Below are 16,451 nucleotides of genomic sequence, written 5' to 3'. Positions count from 1 at the left end.
CCCCACCGCTGCCGCGGCGGGGCCCGCCGGGGGATTCTCACCCCGGACCCCCAATGCTCGCTGCGCTCGCACAGCCAGCGCTCCGCGCGGCCGGACTGCGCGTGCGCGCCGCACCCGGTGGCCGGCCGCCGCGCTCATCCCATGATCCGGAAGACTTTGTGTCGCTCTAGGAGCACAAACTCTTCCGGATCATGAGAAACGACCCCGGCACCAACCAGCCCAGCAAGCGAGGACTGCCCCTGCCCCATGATCCCGTGCGACTTCAGTAGCCAGAGCGACCACAATCGTTCGGGATCACAGATCCTCATGATCCGGAAGAGTTGTTGTCGCTCTGGCGACCAGAAGGCTTCCGGATCACGGCCCCGCCTCGTGATCCGGAAGAGTTTGTGCAGCCCTGGGTGCACAAGGTTTACCGGATCACGGGAAGGCGGGCCGCCGGCCGGACCGCGCCGCACCCGGTGGCCGGCCGCCGCGGACGCCCCATGATCCGGAAGAGTTGTTGTCGCTCTGGCGACCAGAAGTCTTCCGGATCATGAGAAACGACCCCGGCACCAACCAGCCCAGCAAGCGAGGGCTGCCACTGCCCCATGATCCCGTGCGATTTCAGTAGCCAGAGCGACCACAATCGTTCGGGATCACAGATCCTCATGATCCGGAAGAGTTTGTGCAGCCCTGGGTGCACAAGGTTTACCGGATCACGGAAAAACAGGGGCCGCACGGCGGGCGCGGGGGCTGGGCGTTGTGGCTTTCTCATGATCCGGAAGAGTTGTTGTCGCGCGGCGACCAGGAGTCTTCCGGATCATGGGGGTGGGAGCGGCTAGGATGCTGCGGATGGGGCGGCGGCCGACGATGAGTGACATCGCTCAGCGTGTCGGGGTGTCGAGGGTCGCGGTCTCGTATGCGCTGAACGGGCGGCCGGGAGTGTCCGAGGATCTGCGCAGGCAGATCCAGGACGTGGCGGCGGAGCTCGGGTTCGCGGTGCACCGGCCGGCGGTGGCGATGCACGGGGCGTCGTCCGACGCGGTGGGGCTGACGCTGCGGCGTACGTCGGCGGCGTTCAGCATCGAGGTGTTCCGGCGGCAGCTGATCAGCGGCATCCAGGTGGAGCTGTCGGCGCGCGGGTTCGGGCTGGCCCTGCAGTTCGTGGCGAACGCCGAGGAGGAGATCGCCGTCCACCGCAGGTGGCACGCCGAGCGGCGGGTCGACGGGGTGGTGCTGTGCGACCTGCAGCGCGACGACCCGCGGGTGCCGGCCGTGCTCGCGCTCGACCTGCCGGCGGTGGTGGTCGGCGGCACCGGCGAGATCCCGGGCCTGGCCAACCTGTGGACCGATGAAGCGGCGTCGGCCGGGAAGGTCGTCGGGTACCTCGCGTCGCTCGGGCACCGGCGGGTCACGCGGGTCAGCGGGCCGCCGGACATGTTGCACACGCAGGCGCGTACCGACGCGATCGCGGCGACGACAAGGGGCACCGCCATGACGGTGACCGTGGTCGCCGCGGACTACACGGGCGACGCCGCCGCGCAGGCGACCCGGCGCATCCTCAGCGGCAAGCAGCGGCCGACCGCGATCGTCTACGACAGCGACGTGATGGCCCTGGCCGGGCTCGGCGTCGCGGCGGAGATGGGTGTCCGCGTGCCGCACGAGGTGTCGATGCTCGCGTGGGAGGACTCGCCGCTGTGCGAGGTGGTCCACCCGGCGCTGACCGTCCTGCGCCGCAACATCGCCGACTACGGTGCCCGCGCCGCCAGGCTCCTGCTGGAGTGCGTCGACGGGCGGCCGCCGCGCAGCGTCCGGTACACCAACCCCACCCTGGCCGTCCGGGACAGCACCGCCCCCGCCGCCTGAGCGACCGCGGGGACGGTACACCGGCGAACTCACGCCGGCAGGGTCCATCGCTGGTTGGTCTGGCCGTTGCAGGTCCAGATCTGGATCTGGGTGCCGTCGGCGCTGGACTGCCCCGTCGCGTCCAGGCACCGGCCGGTCGCCGGGTTGACCAGGGTCTGCCCCACCCGGCTCCACTGCTGGTGGTCGTTGCCGACGCAGTCCCAGAGCTGGACCTTCGTGCCGTCCGCGTTGGTGCCGCCGGCGACGTCGAGGCACTTGCCGAGGGCCCGGATCGTGCCGTCGGTCCCGACGGTCCACTGCTGCGCGCCGGTGCCGTTGCAGGTGTACAGCTGGACCTTGGTGCCGTTGGCGGTGCCGGCCGCGGCCACGTCGAGGCACTTGCCGGCGAGGCCGGTGATCTGGCCGGTCCCCGAGCCGCCCCCGCCGCCGGAGCCGGGCACGGTGAACTCGCCCCGGACCAGGACCCGGCTGTTGAAGTACGTGTTCTGCACGGCCGCGTTGGTGTTGTACGCCGGGTCCGTGAGGTACTCCGCCCACACCATGAAGTACGTCCACCGCGGCTGCGCCTGCAGCAGCGCGACGCTCGGCACCTGGCCGACCTCGGCGAGGGCGATCGGCTTGCCGCCGGCGATGTTCAGCATCGCCTGGTAGTCCGAGGTGCTCGGCGCGTACTTCACCCACATGTCGAGCGTCGCCAGGTCCACATAGGACGGGCCCGGCCAGTAGTCGGCGATCGAGCCCATGTTGACGTCCTTGACGTTCCACACCCACACGAGGTTGGTGAGGCCCTGGGCGGCGTAGTGGTCGTGCACGATCTGGAAGAGCTTGCGGCTGCCGTTCGCGCCCGGCCGGCCGCCCCACCACGACCAGCCCTCGTTCATCTCGTGGACCGGGCGGAAGAGCACCGGCACGCCGGCGTTCTGCAGCTGCCGCAGGTAGGGCACGGCCTCGTTGAGGCGGTTCTTGAAGGCGGCGTTCAGCGACGTACCGTCGGTGACCAGCTGGCTCCACTGGGTGTCGCTCAGGTGGCTGAGCACGCCGGCGCCGTCCCAGCCGCAGGTCGAGCCCACGGTCGGCGGGCACATGTGCCAGGTCAGCGCGACGAGCGAGCCGCCCTGCCACTGCCGGATCGCCTCGCTGACCATCGTCTGGCGGGACGACACGTCGGCGGACTGGAACAGGAAGTCGCCGCCCCACAGGCCCGGCGTCTGGCCGGTGAGCTGCTGGGCGACCCTGGTCCACTTGGTCGGGTCGGCGTTGGGTTCACGGTTGTGCTGGCCGGTGACGGTGTACTGCCCGCTGATCCCGCTCAGGTAGCCGATCAGCGCGCTGCGTGACGACGCGGGGAACGCTTCGGCGGACTGGGGCCGCGGCTGGGCGACCACGGCGACGACGGCGGTCACTGCGGTCGCCAGGGCGGTGGCGACCACGATCCAGGCTCTTCGCACGGGGGCTCCTTGAAGAAGGTTTACTGAACCGAGTAAGTCCAGGCAACGTACGACGACTCCTCGAACGCTGTCAATAGAGGTGAACAAATGAAAGTGACGTCGGACGCCAGAGCCACCTGCCGGTCCGGCCGGGGGCCTATGGTGGGACCCGAACGGGCACCGATGGTCGGCTGGAGCGTGGATGCGGCTGCGAACGCTGGAGAAACAGGTCAAGCGGATGCTGGCCGGGCTCGACGTCCCGGACCCGTTCGACCTGCGGGCGTTCTGCGCGTCGGTGGCCGCCGCGCGCGGGCGCGACCTGCACCTGCACCAGCTGCCGGACGCGGGCGTCGACGGCACCGCGTGCGGGCTGTGGCTGGCGACCGACAAGGCCGACCACGTCTTCTACGCGGCCGGCGCCGGCTGGCTGCACCAGCAGCACATCATCCTGCACGAGATCGGCCACATCCTGTGCGACCACGTCGCGCCCGAGCCGGAGCCCGATGACGTGACCGCACTGCTGCTGCCCGACCTCGACCCGGCGACCGTCGCCAGGGTGCTGCACCGCTCGTCGTACAGCGCGCCACAGGAACAGGTCGCGGAGATGATCGCCACGATGCTCAACGAGCGGGCCGCCACCACGGCCGCCGCCCGGCCGCCCGCCGACCCCGCCCTGGGCAACCTGTACGACGCCCTCGCCGAGCCGTTCCTGGTCGAGCGCCGTGGCCGGTGACGCCGTCGACTTCGTCGAGATCCTGGTCCTGACCACGTTCTGGGCGTTCACGATCTGGCGGTTCGCGACGCCGCAGACCCCGCGGGGCAAGGCCATCCGGCTCGTCGTGCTGCTGGCGACGGTGTCGTTCACGTTCAACCGGCGGGAGATCTCGTTCGCGACCGACACCGTGCTGCACGTGCCGGACATCTCAGTACCGTTGAAGAACCTCGCGACCGTCGCCGCGTCCGCCGGCATGGTCCACCTCGTCGGGCTGCTGTCCCCGGACCCGGCCCGCTTCGCCAAGCTCCGCCGCGCCGCGTATGTGCTGCTGAGCGTGACGGCCGTGGCGATGACCGTGCTGTTCCTGCTCGCCCCGCGCCGCCCCGAGCGCTACGACTTCGTCTACGAGCAGGCCGGGACGCCGCTGGTCACCGCGTACGCCACGCTGACGCAGCTCGGCCTGACCGTCGGGCTGATCTGCGCGCTGGTCCTCTTCCGCCCCGCCGGTCGGGGTGCCGCGCCGTGGCGGCTGCGGATCGGGATGTGGCTGCTCAGCGCCGGCGCGGTGGTCGGGCTGCTGTTCATGGCGAACCGCGTCATCTACCAGATCAGCCACGCCGCCGGCAGCCGCGCCCTCGACCACCCCGCCGCGCAGAGCGTCTCCCGCATGCTGCTGGCCATGATGCTGCTGTTCTTCGGCACCGGCGCCGCCCTGCCCGCGATGGGTGGCCTGCGGCGCTGGACGTCACGCTACGTGGCTCTGCAGCGACTGCGCCCGCTGTGGCGGGACCTGGCGACCGCCGCGCCCGGTGTCGTGCTCGGCGACCCACCCGGCCGGCTCGGCGAGTTGGTCGCTCTTCGCAGCGTCGAGCTTCGCCTGTACCGCCGGATCATCGAGATCCGCGACGCCCAGTGGCTCCTCGCCGGCCGCGCGGGCGACACCGAGGCCGACGCCATCGCCCTGCGGGCCGCGGTCCTGCGCGCCCGCGGTTCTCTGGATGACTCCGGCGGATCCGTGACGGCCGGTGACGGTGCGGTGGCGCCGGGCTTGCCCCCCGGCAGCGGCCCGGCACCAGCTCAGGAGCCGGCACCTGGGCATGCTCCGGTGCACACCGCAGGGCAGGCCCCCGGCCCGCCGAACGCCTCCCAGTCGGCCGGCGGGCCCGATGTCGACGCCGAAGTCCGGGCGCTGCTCGGCCTCTCGCGGCGGTACCGCGTCGCGGCCGCGCAGGGCGTCGTGGCCACCCCCGTTACCTTCGCCGGCCACGATCCGTCCCACCCGGAAGGATGACGTCAACTTCAGTTTATGGGGCGACATCGTCCATAAATCTGAGCTTATGATGGAGATTTCCATCGCAGGGGTGCGATTGTCAAGCGTCTACGTCCCAGGAGGCCATGTGACCCTCGCGGAGAAGCTCGACCGTCTCTTCAGCACGGTCCACCCGCCGGGTCGCGGCGAGTACAGCTACGAGGAGGTCGCCGCCGCCATCCGGGCACGCGGAGTGATGATCTCCCACACGTACATCTGGCAACTGCGCAAAGGAGCACGGGACAACCCGACCAAACGGCACCTCGAGGCGCTCGCCGAGTTCTTCGGGGTGAACGCCGCGTACTTCCTCGACGACGAGGCCGCGCGGCGCATCGACGAGCAGCTGGAGCTGCTCGCCGCGCTGCGGGACAACGCGGTGCGCACCATGGCGCTGCGCGCGGCCGGGCTGTCGGGGCCGAGCCTCCAGGCGATCCACGGCATGATCGAGCACGCGCGCAGGATCGAGGGCCTTCCGGACGATCCTCCGCCCACCGATGTGGTGCGAAACTGACACGCCGGGCGGGGTGTTGGCCCGACGGCAGGCGACGGTAGCGTGGCGGCGGATCGCGCTCGCGATGGTATGGAGGGTTGGCACATGTCCCAGGGCGGAGAGCTGGCGACGGCTCGCGAGGATTCCGGCGCGCGGCCGGCCTTCAAGGTCGCGCTTCGTGGGTATGACCAGGGACAGGTCGACCAGTACCTCGCAAAGCGGGACCGCGAGCTGGCCCAGCTCGCGCAGGAGCGCCGGCGGATCGAGGCCGACCGGCAGGACCTCGACACCCGGCTGCGGTCGATGCAGGCGCAGCGCCAGCAGCTCCAGCAGGAGCTGAACGAGGTCAAGGACCGGCCGGCGCACGTCGACAAGGCCTCGTTCCGGCACCTCGGGCCGATGGTCGACGACATCCTCGCGCTCGCCGAGAAGCAGGCCAACCAGATCACCAGCACCACCCAGGAGCGGGCCGCGAAGCACCAGGCCGAGGCCGAGAAGGTCCTCGCCGACGCCCGTGAGCTGGCCGCGAAGACCCTCCAGGACCTCGAGGACGAGCTGGCGCAGCGCCGCACCGAGGAGCAGCAGGCATACGAGGAGCGCCGCGCGGCCGCGCAGGCCGAGCTCGCCGAGATCCGTGAGGTCGCCGAGCGGCTGCGGGCCAACAGTGAGGCCGCGCAGCAGCGCGCCGAGCAGGAGGCCGCCAGGATCAACGAGCAGAGCGCCGCCCAGATCAAGCACACCCAGGCCCAGGCGAAGGCCCTCCTGGAGGCGGCCCACCTCAAGATCCAGCAGGAGATCGAGGCCGCCCGCAAGCAGACCCAGCAGGAGCTGGCCCAGTGGAAGGCGCAGGCCGAGAAGGAGATCGCCGAGCACCGCGAGACGACCGAGAAGGAGATCGCCGAGCACCGTGAGGCGGTCGAGGAGGAGCTGGTGCGCCAGCGGACCGGCGTCGACGAGCAGTGCGCCGCCGTCAAGGCCGAGGCCGAGCAGCACGTCGCCGAGCTGCGCCGCCGCGGCGACGAGCAGAACACCGCCGCCCAGCACCAGCTCGCCACCGTCCAGCGCGAGATCCAGGCCCGCCGGCAGGCGCTGTCCCAGCTGCAGGCCGAGCTCGAGACCAACCAGCAGCGCCTCGCCCAGACCCGCCGCGAGGGTGCGACCACCGAGCGTGAGGTCCAGCAGTTCCAGCAGCGTCTGCAGGAGACCCGCCAGGACCTGGCCGAGGAGATGGCCCGCCTCGAGGAGGCCCGCTCGGCCGCCGAGGGCGCGGAGCGGCACGCCAAGGAGGTCCGCGCCCGCGTCCAGCGCGAGGCGAAGCGGGTCGCCGACCTGGCAGCCGCCGCCGTCATGGCCGCCGCCGCGGGCGGCGAGACCGGCGAGTACGCGAAGATCCCGGTCCGCACCCCCGCGGAACGCGCCGCCGACCAGCAGCGCCTCGCCGAGCAGCAGCGCCTGGCCGAGCAGGAGCCGGGCGGCGGCCAGCCGTCGGCCGGACCCTCGCCGCAGCCCGCCTCCGGCCAGCCTTCCGGTCAGCCACAGCCCGTGGCCGGCCAGCCGGCGACCCAGCCGGTCGCCGTGAACCCGCTGACCGGCCAGCCCGTCGCGGTCCACCCGCTCACCGGCCAGCCCATCACCGGCACGGGCCACCCCCTCGCCGGCCGCCCGCTCGCCGGGATCCCCGCGAACGGCGCCGACCCCGCGTCCCAGGACACCGAGGCCGACGACGCCGACCCGGCCGACGACAGCGCATCCGGCGAGCACGCGTCGCTCGGCACCCCCAACGGCGTCACCGCCGGCCTCAACGGCAACGGCGGCCTCAACGGCAACGGCGCCGAGAGCGACACCGACGGCGACAGCCGCTCCGGCGAGCACGCCCCGCTCGCCCCCAACGGCCGCGGCGAGACCAGGCCACGCAGCCTGTTCGAGCCGAGGTCCGCCGCGCACGAGGCACACGACGCCGACCGCCCCACCGCCGGCAACGGCTACGCCCGCCACTCCTCGGACCACCCGGTCCCCACCCAGCGCGACGCCCGCGACCAGTCGGACGCCACCCGCTAGGACCCTGCGGTCGGCCCCATGCCCGACCCGTCGTTCCAACCACCGGCCCGGAGCAGCCATCCCGCAGCTCCGGGCCGCGGCAGAAGTCGTGGGGTGGGGAAAGCCGGAAGGCGCCACCCCCGGAGGTCCGGGGGTGGCGCCTGGGAGGCGGTGCGGTGCGTGTGGCCAGCGCCGTGCCGACATAAATAGGCCGCTCTCTCAGCGACTTGTGCCCCGACTTGGAATCGGGGGGCCTGTCGGCGAGGCCTGACGCAGTCCCGCAACACCTGTGATTCAACCGGATCCGCGTCGTGGCGCCAATCGAATTACAGGGCCGTGGCGAACAGTGACGCGTACACGAGACGGGAGCCGTCCGTCACGACCTGGCCGGCGGCGGCTGGGCCGGACACAGTGGACAGTCGCAGGTCAAGGTAGCGCTCGTCCTCGATGACCGAGTCCGGCTGCCATGCGGCGCGCGACAGCCAGTCGCTCACCTCCTCCGCCACGGACCGCCGGCGCCGGTGCAGTGCGGCCCGGATGTCGTCCAGCGAGCCGGCCTCGCAAACGGCGCCAGGACCAGCAGCAGCGGCAGCAGCAGCAGCAGCGGAGGCGGAGGCGAACCACGCGGCCGGGCCGTAGGCGAAGCAGACCAGCGCCATCCAGACCTCCGCGAAGTAGACGGGGTCCGGCGCGATCTCCACGCCGGCGAGGGTGTCGCCGACGAAGAAGAGGGCGCCGAGCTGGCCGTCCAGCAGCTCCAGGCGGCTCTGGTACTGGGTGAGCACCGCACGCTTGCGGGTCAGCACCTGCTCGAGGTGACCGCGGGCGGGCAGGCCGTGCCGGCCGTTGAACCGCGCGATGTCGGCCCACAGCTTGCTGTACTGGTTGGTCCCCCGCAGCCCCAGCGCCGCCGCGCGCAGCTCGACCGGCAGGATGAAGAACCACTGGTCGCGCTCGGACAGGTAACCGCCCTGGCTTTCCTGCACGCAGCACGCGTCGTCGAAGCGCAGCGTCTGCCCGGCCGCGATGAACGCCGACCGGCACAGGGCGTGGTTCTGCGCCGCGTCCTGGATGTAGCCGACGTGCAGCGGCACGATGGCCACCCCGGAAGGCGATGGGTTGGTCAGCTCGACCTGGCCGTACGTGACGACCCGGCTGAGCTTCAGCCCGCTGCGCGGCGGCGCGATACCCGGGTAGGACGGCCCGAAGACCGGCACCATGGTCAGCGCGCCCGCCCGCTGCGGCGGGCCGAGCCGGTAGCCGGTGGTGTCCACCCCGGCCGGGACCGGCAGGTTCATGACGGGCCTCCTTCCACGACAGACTCGAAGACCGACAGACGGCGGCGCAGCTCCGCGACGATCCACCGGTCCGCGGCGGCACCGTCCACATGGGACAGCAGCCACAGTACGAGCGGCGCCAGGTCATCGGTGTGCCAGAACGGCAGCTGCGGCAGTGCGGGTGCGGGCCGGCGCAGCGTCAGGTCGTCGGCGGGGCCGTACGTGGCCTGGCAGAACACGACCGGCGTGCGCACCCCGGCGCCCGGCAGCGCCGCGGTGACCCACGCCAGGTCGCCCGGGTACAGGTTCTCGTACCCGTCGGAGGCGACCACGACGACGTCCGGCACATCCGCACCGGACAACGCGTCCAGCACCCCGGTGGCAAGATCGGTAGCCCCACCGAACCCGCCCGGCACAAAGCCCGACGAGACGCCCGACGAAAGCCCCGACAAGGAACGACCGACCGGCACCACCACGAGCCGCGCGCAGACCCGCTGCAGGACCAGCCGCAGCGCGGCGACCTGCGACGCCACGGCCCACTCGCGCTCCCCGTACCCGCGCATCGACGCCGAGTCGTCCAGCACCAGCGCGACCGTGCCCTCGTAGCGCGGCAGCCCGGCGACGGCCGCGTCGGTGTAGCGCTCGACCGCCGGCCGCAGGTCGTCGCTCGGCCCGCCGCGCAGCAGGTGTACGAGCGTCGCCGCCAGGTCGCCCCGGTTGGTGGCGGTCACGGTCGCCGGCCGATCAGTGCGCAGGTCGAGACCGCCACCCGTCGCCGGGAGCGGCACGAGCACGGTGCCGGCGCGGTGCTCGTACACCAGCGGCACCAGCGACGCGACGGCCCCGGCGGACGGCACGGACCGCAGCAGGCGGTGCCGCGGCGCGGCGCCACGGCGCACCGCGTCGAGCACGGCACGGGCGGTGCCGCGGCCGAGGGCGTGCTCGAAGCAGTCCTGCACGACGGCCCGCCGCGCGGCCACGATCTCGGCGGCCCGCGGGTGCTCGAGCAGGACGGTGAACGCGGTCCGGGTGACGTGCTTGTGGTTGGCGCGGCGGCGCCGGACGGCGAGCAGGACGGTCAGCACGTCGGCGGGCGCCAGCCCGAGCGCCAGCACGCGGGTCACCCGGGCGAGGGTGTCGCGGACGGCGTCGCCGAGCCCGGCCCGGGAGGCGAGGAGCAGCTGCAGCAGCAGACGGGCCCGCTGCGGGGCGAGGATCCCCGGGGTGAGGGCGGTCAGCGCGTACCGCTGCGGGTCGGCAAGGTACGCCGAGGCGTGCACCGCCTCGTCGTCGAACAGCACGGCTCCGGCGCGCGGGACCCGCAGCGCCGTGTCGTGCCGCTGGAGGTGCCGCACGAAGTCGTTCATGCCCGTACGGTGGCACGCGGAAAATCACTGGAACGAATGCATTTCCGTATGCAACCGGGCGCCCGCCGGCGGCGTGTTCCTGGGCATGGCAGACGCCGACACGTTCGCGGAGTTCTACCGGGACACCTACCGGGGGCTCGTCGCGCAGCTCGTCGCGTACACGGGCGACCTCGGCGAGGCGCAGGACGTGGCGCAGGAGGTGTACGTGCGGGCCTGGTCGCGGTGGCGGCGGATCAGCGCGTACGACGACCCGCGGGCCTGGATCGGCCGGGTCGGGCACAACCTGGTCATCAGCAGGTGGCGGCGGGCCCGGACCGCGTTCGCGGGCTGGACCCGGCACGGCCCGCCGGCGCCGGTGCCCGAGCCGGACCCGGCGACGCTGGACCTCGTGGCCGCGCTGCGCCGGCTGCCCGAGCCGCAGCGCCGCGCCCTCGTGCTGTACCACCTCGGCGGGTTCGCGGTCGCGGAGATCGCCCGGATGGAGGGCGCGCCCGAGAACACGGTGAAGGCGCGCCTGGCCCGCGGCCGGCAGGCCCTCGCCCCGATGCTGACCGTTGCCGACCCGGCCGTCGATCCGGCCGCCGATTCGCAGGATGTGAGGCAACCATGACCGGCGTCGACGACGCGTTCTCGAAGCTCCGGCAGCACGTCGACGCGGCCGCGGTCGCGCCGCCGGCGGCTCGGATCGCCACCCTGGGGCGGCGCCGCCGCGCGGGGCGCGGGGCGGTCGCCGGACTGACCGTCCTCGCGGTCCTCACCGGCGGGTGGTCGGTCCTGCACGACCCCGACCGGCCGACCGCGCCGATCCTGCCTGCGGTTTCGGCGTCGGTACCGGCGGCGCCGACCCCGACCGGCAACCGCCCCGAACGCGTCCCGCCGGGCTTCCTGGTGGGCGAGGCGGGCGGCGTGGGCGACACGGGCAACGCGGGCGCCGAGCAGGCCATCGACAACCACGACTACAACGCGGGGTGCCTCGGCACCCCCGTCGCCCGCCGGTCCCTCGCGCTGTTCTTCGGGAAGGAGGCGCAGCGGGTCCAGGCCACCCAGTCCCTGTACGTGTACGCCGACGAGGACGCCGCCAAGGCCGTCATGCGGGACCTCCGCCCGCGGATGCGGCAGTGCAGCGGCTTCGGGGACGCGGAGGTGCTGCAGCCCGTGGCGAGCCCGCCGCTGGGCGCCGAGGCGCTGACCGTCACCGTGGCGCTGCCGCGGGACGGGGCCGGTGAGCACACCGGGGAGCCGTACAGGTTCGTGGTGGTCCGGGTTGGCACCGCGATCGCCGTGCTCGACGGCCTCGGCGCCGACAGGTGGGAGACGCTCCTGACCCAGGAGCTCGTCGGCCGGATGTGCCCGTACAAGGCGACCTGCGCCCCGCCGCCGTCGACGGTGCGCGCCGTGAAGCCGGTGAACGGCGGCGAGGCGTGGGCGGTGGTCGCCGACGTCGAGGGCGGACCGGTCACCGAGAAGGCCGGCGACCTCGGCCGGCTCGGATATCGCGCCTCGGTCGTGCCGACCGGCTGCGACGTGGGGTCCGCGGCGGTGCTCGGCGGCCTGCCGGCGACCAGCTACACGGTCGTGTACTTCGCCACCGAGCAGGACGCCAGGAGCGTCGCCGGCCCGCTGGGGCTGCCGGTCGTCAAGGTCCGCACGTACTGCCTGTGAGCGGGCCCGGGAACCGTACGGACCCCTGCATATACAGCTTCGCGGCGCCGTCGACACGGCCGCCGCGGTGCACAAGACTCGGGTCTTCGGCGGGCTACACGGTGGGAGTGCGGCATGGCAGTGGTGGAGATCCAGGCGGACCGGCGGTCGGAGGTCACGTTCACCGGCGGGCGGGCCGGGTCGGGGCCGGCCACGTGGGGACAGCAGGCGATCTGGGACGTGGTGCGCAACCTCGGCACCGACGCCGCACGGTACAACGTCTCCGGCGGCATGCCGCTGCCGTCGCCGGTCCCCGCGGACCGCGTCGAGGCCGCGGTGCGGTCGCTGGTGCTGCTGCACGAGTCGCTGCGGACGCGGCTGCGCTCGGCCGACGACGGCCACCTCGACCAGGTCGTGCACGCCTCGGGCGGCATCCCGCTCGTGACCCGGTTCGCCGCCGGGGAGGCGGTCACCGAGGCCGCGTACGCGCTGCGCGACGAGCTGCTCGCCGTCCCGTTCGACGCGACCCGCGAGTGGCCGCTGCGGGTCGGCGTCGTCCACGCCGGCGGCGGTATCCGCTACGTGGTGTTCTTCCTGTCGCACACCGCCTCCGACGGGTGGGGTCTGCGCAACCTCCTCGCGGACTTCGCGGCGCTCGTACACGGGACGCTGCCGCGACGGGACCTGCTGCAGCCCCTTGAGGAGGCGGCGTTCCAGACCTCCGACCGGGGCCGCCGGCGCGACGCCGCCGCCCGCCGCTCGTGGCTGTCGAAGCTCGGCAGCGGCCCGGCGAGCATGTTCCCGGCCCGGGCCGGCACCGCGCCGGCGGCCACGTTCCCGAACGCGGTGCTCAACTCCCCCGCGCTCGGCCTGGCGCTGGACCGGGTCGCTGCGGACCTGTCCGTCACCCCCGCCTCGGTCGTCCTCGCCGCGGCCGCCACCTCCGCCACCCGGATCACCGGTGTCGACGAGGCCGTCTTCCAGGTCGTCGTCAACAACCGGTTCCTGCCGGGCATGGCGGACGGGATCACCACGATCGCCCAGGAAGGGCTGTTCCACCTCACCGGCACCCGGGTCGCGTTCCCGGACCTCGTGCGCCGCACGTTCGGCGCCGCCATGTCCGCGCAACGCCACGCGTACTACGACAAGCTCGCCCTCGACCGTGACGTCGCCGCCCTCGACAGCACCTGCGACCACTCGTGCTTCGTCAACGACCAGCGGGGGCTGATGCCGGCGCTGGGCTTCGCCGCCCCCGCGCCGGCACCGCTGCGCGAGGCCCTCACCCGCACCACGCTCACCTGGCCGGTGGAGCACGAGCCGCGCCGGGGCGTGTCGTTCGCCCTGGACGCCCAGGACGCCCCCGGCGCCCTGGAGCTGGCCATGACCGCCGACAGCGCCCTCATGCCCCGCGACGACATGACCACGTTCCTCTACGGCATCGAGGAGCTGATCGTCACCCAGGCGCTCGGCGCCTAGTGCTGCACCTTCCAGACCCACACGTCGGCGATGTGCTCGCCAGGGCCGAAGAGCTGGTCGGCGGTCTGGCGCACGGCGTCGCTGTTGCCGTGGCTGTCGGCGAGGATGATGCGGTCCGCCTTCCAGTACGCGAGGTCGGTGCGGGCCTGGGCGACGTGCTCGGGGCCGAGCTGGGGCACGACGCCGTCGTTGCCGACCTGGCCCAGCAGGCTCCACGTCGGCGGGTACGTCGGGCCGAACATGGCCTTGTGCTCGGGGTCGTTCGGGTCGGGGGCGAGGAAGTAGCCACCGGCGATCTTGAAGTCGATGTCCGAGTCGACGGCCCAGCGCATCGCGTCGAGGCCCTCCCACCAGCCGCCGGGGATGACGACGACGGTGGCCTGGTCCGGCACGTGCTCGCGCCACATGCCGCTGCTGAAGAACACCGGCGCCAGCGGCCGGTCGTTCGTCGGCTGCGGCGTCGGTACGAGCGGCAGCAGCGCCATCGCGAGGGCGGCGGCCCACAGCCAGCGGCCCGCGTACGGCAGCGGCTCCTCGTCGTCGTCCTGGAACGTGTCCCGTGCCTTGTCGCCGGCCTTGCCGTCGTCCGTGCCGTCGGTGTCCGCGACGGCGTCCGTGGCCGGCGCCTCCGAGGCGAACGCGGCCTCCTCGACCGGCTCCGGCCGGGTGACCGGTGGCGGCACCACGAACCGGTCGACGAGGATCGCCAGCAGCACACCCACGAGCGGGGTCACGACGAGCGCGACCCGGGTCGGCACCACCGAGTCGAACAGCGGCAGGTCGACCAGGAAGCGCCACGGGCCGTGCCAGGTGGTCTCCTCGCCCTTGTACCGCACGACCGGGCCGAGCGACAGCAGCGAGAACACGACCGCGGTGACGAACAGCGCCCGGGCGCCCCGGTGCCGCCAGAGGGAGGCCGCGGCGGCGGGCAGGAGCAGCAGCAGCGGCCAGCCGAAGAACGTGTTCTCCTCCGTCGGGCCGCCGAGCTTCTCGATGCGCGGGATGTCACCGAGGATGGAGCGGCGGCTGAAGTTCGAGAACCCGTAGAGGTCGGCGCTGAAGCCGTGCACGAAGTCGGGCAGCCCGTGGTACGCCTGCGGGCCGGTGAACTGGTGCCAGAGCGGGTACGCCATGACGAGCCCCGCGGCGAGGGCGGTGACGCCGAGCGCCGGCAGTGCCGCCCGCGCGGCCGGGAGCATCTCGCTGGGCCGCAGGAACACCAGCAGGAACACCAGCAACGCGAACGCCGCGAGGAACAGGACCTCTTCGTTGATGAAGCACTGGTACACGACGAGCGCGGCGAGCACGAGACCCTTGCGGACCGTGTCGCCGGGCTCGCGCATCCGGAACACGGCCCACAGGATCAGGGGGATCATGAACTGGCCGGCGATGTTGGGGTGGCCGGTCGTCTGCGAGATCATCGCGGGGCCGAAACCGCAGAAGAGCGCTCCCAGGTAGGCTGCCGTCCGGGTCCGGACCACGCCGCAGCGCAGCAGCATGAAGAACCAGGCGATGGCGGTGCCGGCCGGCGCGATCGTGCTGATGACGGCGAACGTGACCGGCGCACCGAACAGCAGCGTGATCGGGGCGAGCGGCAGGGCGAGGCCCAGGATGGACGTGTTGGCCATCAGGTTCACGCCCAGCGGCGCGTTGAGCTGGTCGGTGAAGAACGGGGTGTCACCGTGGGTGAACAGCCGCGCGGCGTGCGTGAGCACCCACTCGAAGAAGACCTGGTCCTGGTTGTTGTCGGCCAGCATCCGGGTCTGGGGTGCCGCCCACAGATGGTGGAAGAGCACGACGGAGAAGACCACGTAGCTCACGACGACAAGCGCGTTCTTTCCGCCTGTTTTCACGGGTGAGACCATAGCTGTCCAGGGGCCCGTGACGCACGCACTGGCCTCCCGGCATCGACGCCGATAAACTACGCCAATTCCGGATAACATGATCAGACCGTTGGATCGCCGAGCTACCGAGGAGAACGCCGTGCCGCCTGGAGGCGATCGGGATCGCAGTTCGGAGATCCTCGGTGACCAGCTCATCCAGTCCGAGGTGCTCGAGGGCCTCGCGATGGCGAAGAACCACCGCAAGTGGTTCGTCGCGTTCGCGACGCCGTACCTGGGCGACGACCCGATCGAGGTCAGCGCGGGCCTGGGCGACTATGCGGCGGAGTGGCTGGAGCACGCTCCGCGCATGACGGTCACGGAGGCCGACCCGGACCGGCTGCTCGCGCTCAAGGAGCGCTTCTCGGCCGACCGCGAGGTGTCGATCCGCGAGCTCATGCTGCCCAGCGACGTCACCGCCGAGCACAGCGCCGCCGTGTCGTACAACGTCCTGGAGCACATCGAGGACCACCTGGGCGCCCTGCGCACCATGCGCTCCCTGGTCCGCCCCGGCGGCCACGTGATCATCGTGGTGCCGGCGTTCCCCTTCGCGATGGGCCCCGCCGACATCGCGACCGGCCACGTCCGCCGGTACACCAAGAAGACCATGCGTGAGGTGCTGCTCGCCGCCGACCTGGAGATCGAGAAGCTGCACTACGCCAACTCGCTCGGCCTGATCGGCTACTACGTCTCCACCTGCCTCCTGCGCCAGAAGCCCGGCCCCGGCATGATGGTCAAGTTCTACGACTCGACGGTCGCCCCGATGACCCGCTTCGCCGAACGCTTCGTCACCCCACCGTTCGGCCAGTCCGTGATCGCGATCGCCCGCCGCCCCGCCTGAAAGTTTCGCCACCACCACCCGGACCCCGGCCACCCAGCGTCGCCGGCGGTGTCGGTCAGGCACCTCTCCGTAAGGTCCACCTGCCCCGCCGCTCGGCCAGGCGTCAGCCGGGAAACTTTCGCGCCGCCACCCGGAACCACCATGTC

13 protein-coding genes are annotated in these 16,451 nt (G+C 72.4%); 9 read left to right on the top strand and 4 right to left on the bottom strand.

The genetic code is table 11. The features are described from left to right. Positions 1-849 precede the first annotated feature (849 nt). Positions 850-1,845: a LacI family DNA-binding transcriptional regulator gene (locus AB0I21_RS22380; protein WP_360563776.1), complete on the top strand. Its 996-nt coding sequence runs from the start codon at positions 850-852 to the stop codon at positions 1,843-1,845. Positions 1,846-1,874: 29 nt separating this feature from the next. On the opposite strand, the gene AB0I21_RS22375 is transcribed toward AB0I21_RS22380, so the two are convergent. After that, entirely contained in the window at positions 1,875-3,293 is a 1,419-nt protein-coding gene (locus tag AB0I21_RS22375; protein WP_360563774.1) for a lectin, read from the bottom strand. Positions 3,294-3,474: 181 nt separating this feature from the next. On the opposite strand from AB0I21_RS22375, the gene AB0I21_RS22370 reads away from it, so the two are divergent. The 4 genes from AB0I21_RS22370 (at position 3,475) to AB0I21_RS22355 (ending at position 7,844) form a co-directional block, all read left to right on the top strand. Further along, on the top strand, positions 3,475-4,005 hold the full coding sequence (locus tag AB0I21_RS22370) for a hypothetical protein (protein ID WP_360563773.1): 531 nt from the start codon (positions 3,475-3,477) through the stop codon (positions 4,003-4,005). After that, positions 3,995-5,278 carry an MAB_1171c family putative transporter gene (locus AB0I21_RS22365; protein WP_360563771.1) on the top strand — a complete coding sequence of 428 codons (1,284 nt, stop codon included), beginning with the start codon at positions 3,995-3,997 and terminating at the stop codon, positions 5,276-5,278. The genes AB0I21_RS22370 and AB0I21_RS22365 overlap by 11 nt, the downstream gene beginning before the upstream one ends. Positions 5,279-5,384: 106 nt before the next feature. Next, the gene (locus tag AB0I21_RS22360) at positions 5,385-5,807 is read left to right on the top strand and encodes an XRE family transcriptional regulator (protein ID WP_360563770.1); all 423 of its coding nucleotides are present in this window, start codon (positions 5,385-5,387) and stop codon (positions 5,805-5,807) included. Between the two features lie 84 nt (positions 5,808-5,891). Further along, positions 5,892-7,844 carry a hypothetical protein gene (locus tag AB0I21_RS22355; protein WP_360563769.1) on the top strand — a complete coding sequence of 651 codons (1,953 nt, stop codon included), beginning with the start codon at positions 5,892-5,894 and terminating at the stop codon, positions 7,842-7,844. 305 nt (positions 7,845-8,149) lie between these two features. On the opposite strand, the gene AB0I21_RS22350 is transcribed toward AB0I21_RS22355, so the two are convergent. Together AB0I21_RS22350 and AB0I21_RS22345 are read right to left on the bottom strand one after the other, a co-directional pair. Then, complete coding sequence (locus AB0I21_RS22350) at positions 8,150-9,121, bottom strand: DUF6569 family protein (protein WP_360563767.1); 972 nt, start codon at positions 9,119-9,121, stop codon at positions 8,150-8,152. Beyond that, positions 9,118-10,467: a hypothetical protein gene (locus tag AB0I21_RS22345; RefSeq protein WP_360563765.1), complete on the bottom strand. Its 1,350-nt coding sequence runs from the start codon at positions 10,465-10,467 to the stop codon at positions 9,118-9,120. Before AB0I21_RS22345 ends, AB0I21_RS22350 begins: the two co-directional genes overlap by 4 nt. A gap of 85 nt (positions 10,468-10,552) precedes the next feature. On the opposite strand from AB0I21_RS22345, the gene AB0I21_RS22340 reads away from it, so the two are divergent. The 3 genes from AB0I21_RS22340 to AB0I21_RS22330 all read left to right on the top strand — a co-directional run bounded on the left by AB0I21_RS22340 (position 10,553) and on the right by AB0I21_RS22330 (position 13,584). Further along, entirely contained in the window at positions 10,553-11,077 is a 525-nt protein-coding gene (locus tag AB0I21_RS22340) for a sigma factor-like helix-turn-helix DNA-binding protein (protein WP_360563763.1), read from the top strand. Further along, complete coding sequence (locus tag AB0I21_RS22335) at positions 11,074-12,129, top strand: hypothetical protein (RefSeq protein WP_360563762.1); 1,056 nt, start codon at positions 11,074-11,076, stop codon at positions 12,127-12,129. The genes AB0I21_RS22340 and AB0I21_RS22335 overlap by 4 nt, the downstream gene beginning before the upstream one ends. A gap of 114 nt (positions 12,130-12,243) precedes the next feature. Then, entirely contained in the window at positions 12,244-13,584 is a 1,341-nt protein-coding gene (locus tag AB0I21_RS22330) for a condensation domain-containing protein (RefSeq protein WP_360563760.1), read from the top strand. On the opposite strand, the gene AB0I21_RS22325 is transcribed toward AB0I21_RS22330, so the two are convergent. Further along, a complete protein-coding gene (locus tag AB0I21_RS22325) occupies positions 13,581-15,437 on the bottom strand; it encodes a hypothetical protein (RefSeq protein ID WP_360563758.1) in 1,857 nt (618 codons plus the stop codon). The genes AB0I21_RS22330 and AB0I21_RS22325 overlap by 4 nt on opposite strands. A gap of 214 nt (positions 15,438-15,651) precedes the next feature. Here AB0I21_RS22325 and AB0I21_RS22320 point away from each other — a divergent pair, with 214 nt between their 5' ends. Next, positions 15,652-16,305, top strand: coding sequence for a methyltransferase domain-containing protein (locus AB0I21_RS22320; protein ID WP_360563785.1), 654 nt, complete (start codon positions 15,652-15,654; stop codon positions 16,303-16,305). Positions 16,306-16,451: the final 146 nt, after the last annotated feature.

It is taken from the genome of Dactylosporangium sp. NPDC050588, from assembly GCF_040654975.1.
GTDB lineage: Bacteria > Actinomycetota > Actinomycetes > Mycobacteriales > Micromonosporaceae > Dactylosporangium > Dactylosporangium maewongense.
This window is presented reverse-complemented; position numbering and strand designations above follow the sequence as displayed.

Bases quoted from the DNA above. Each gene is read 5' to 3' on its own strand.
- AB0I21_RS22330 (WP_360563760.1), top strand. From the start codon at position 12,244: ATGGCAGTGGTGGAGATCCAGGCGGACCGGCGGTCGGAGGTCACGTTC.
- AB0I21_RS22320 (WP_360563785.1), top strand. From the start codon at position 15,652: ATGGCGAAGAACCACCGCAAGTGGTTCGTCGCGTTCGCGACGCCGTAC.
- AB0I21_RS22335 (WP_360563762.1), top strand. From the start codon at position 11,074: ATGACCGGCGTCGACGACGCGTTCTCGAAGCTCCGGCAGCACGTCGAC.
- AB0I21_RS22345 (WP_360563765.1), bottom strand. From the start codon at position 10,467: ATGAACGACTTCGTGCGGCACCTCCAGCGGCACGACACGGCGCTGCGG.
- AB0I21_RS22350 (WP_360563767.1), bottom strand. From the start codon at position 9,121: ATGAACCTGCCGGTCCCGGCCGGGGTGGACACCACCGGCTACCGGCTC.
- AB0I21_RS22380 (WP_360563776.1), top strand. From the start codon at position 850: ATGAGTGACATCGCTCAGCGTGTCGGGGTGTCGAGGGTCGCGGTCTCG.
- AB0I21_RS22340 (WP_360563763.1), top strand. From the start codon at position 10,553: ATGGCAGACGCCGACACGTTCGCGGAGTTCTACCGGGACACCTACCGG.
- AB0I21_RS22355 (WP_360563769.1), top strand. From the start codon at position 5,892: ATGTCCCAGGGCGGAGAGCTGGCGACGGCTCGCGAGGATTCCGGCGCG.
- AB0I21_RS22370 (WP_360563773.1), top strand. From the start codon at position 3,475: ATGCGGCTGCGAACGCTGGAGAAACAGGTCAAGCGGATGCTGGCCGGG.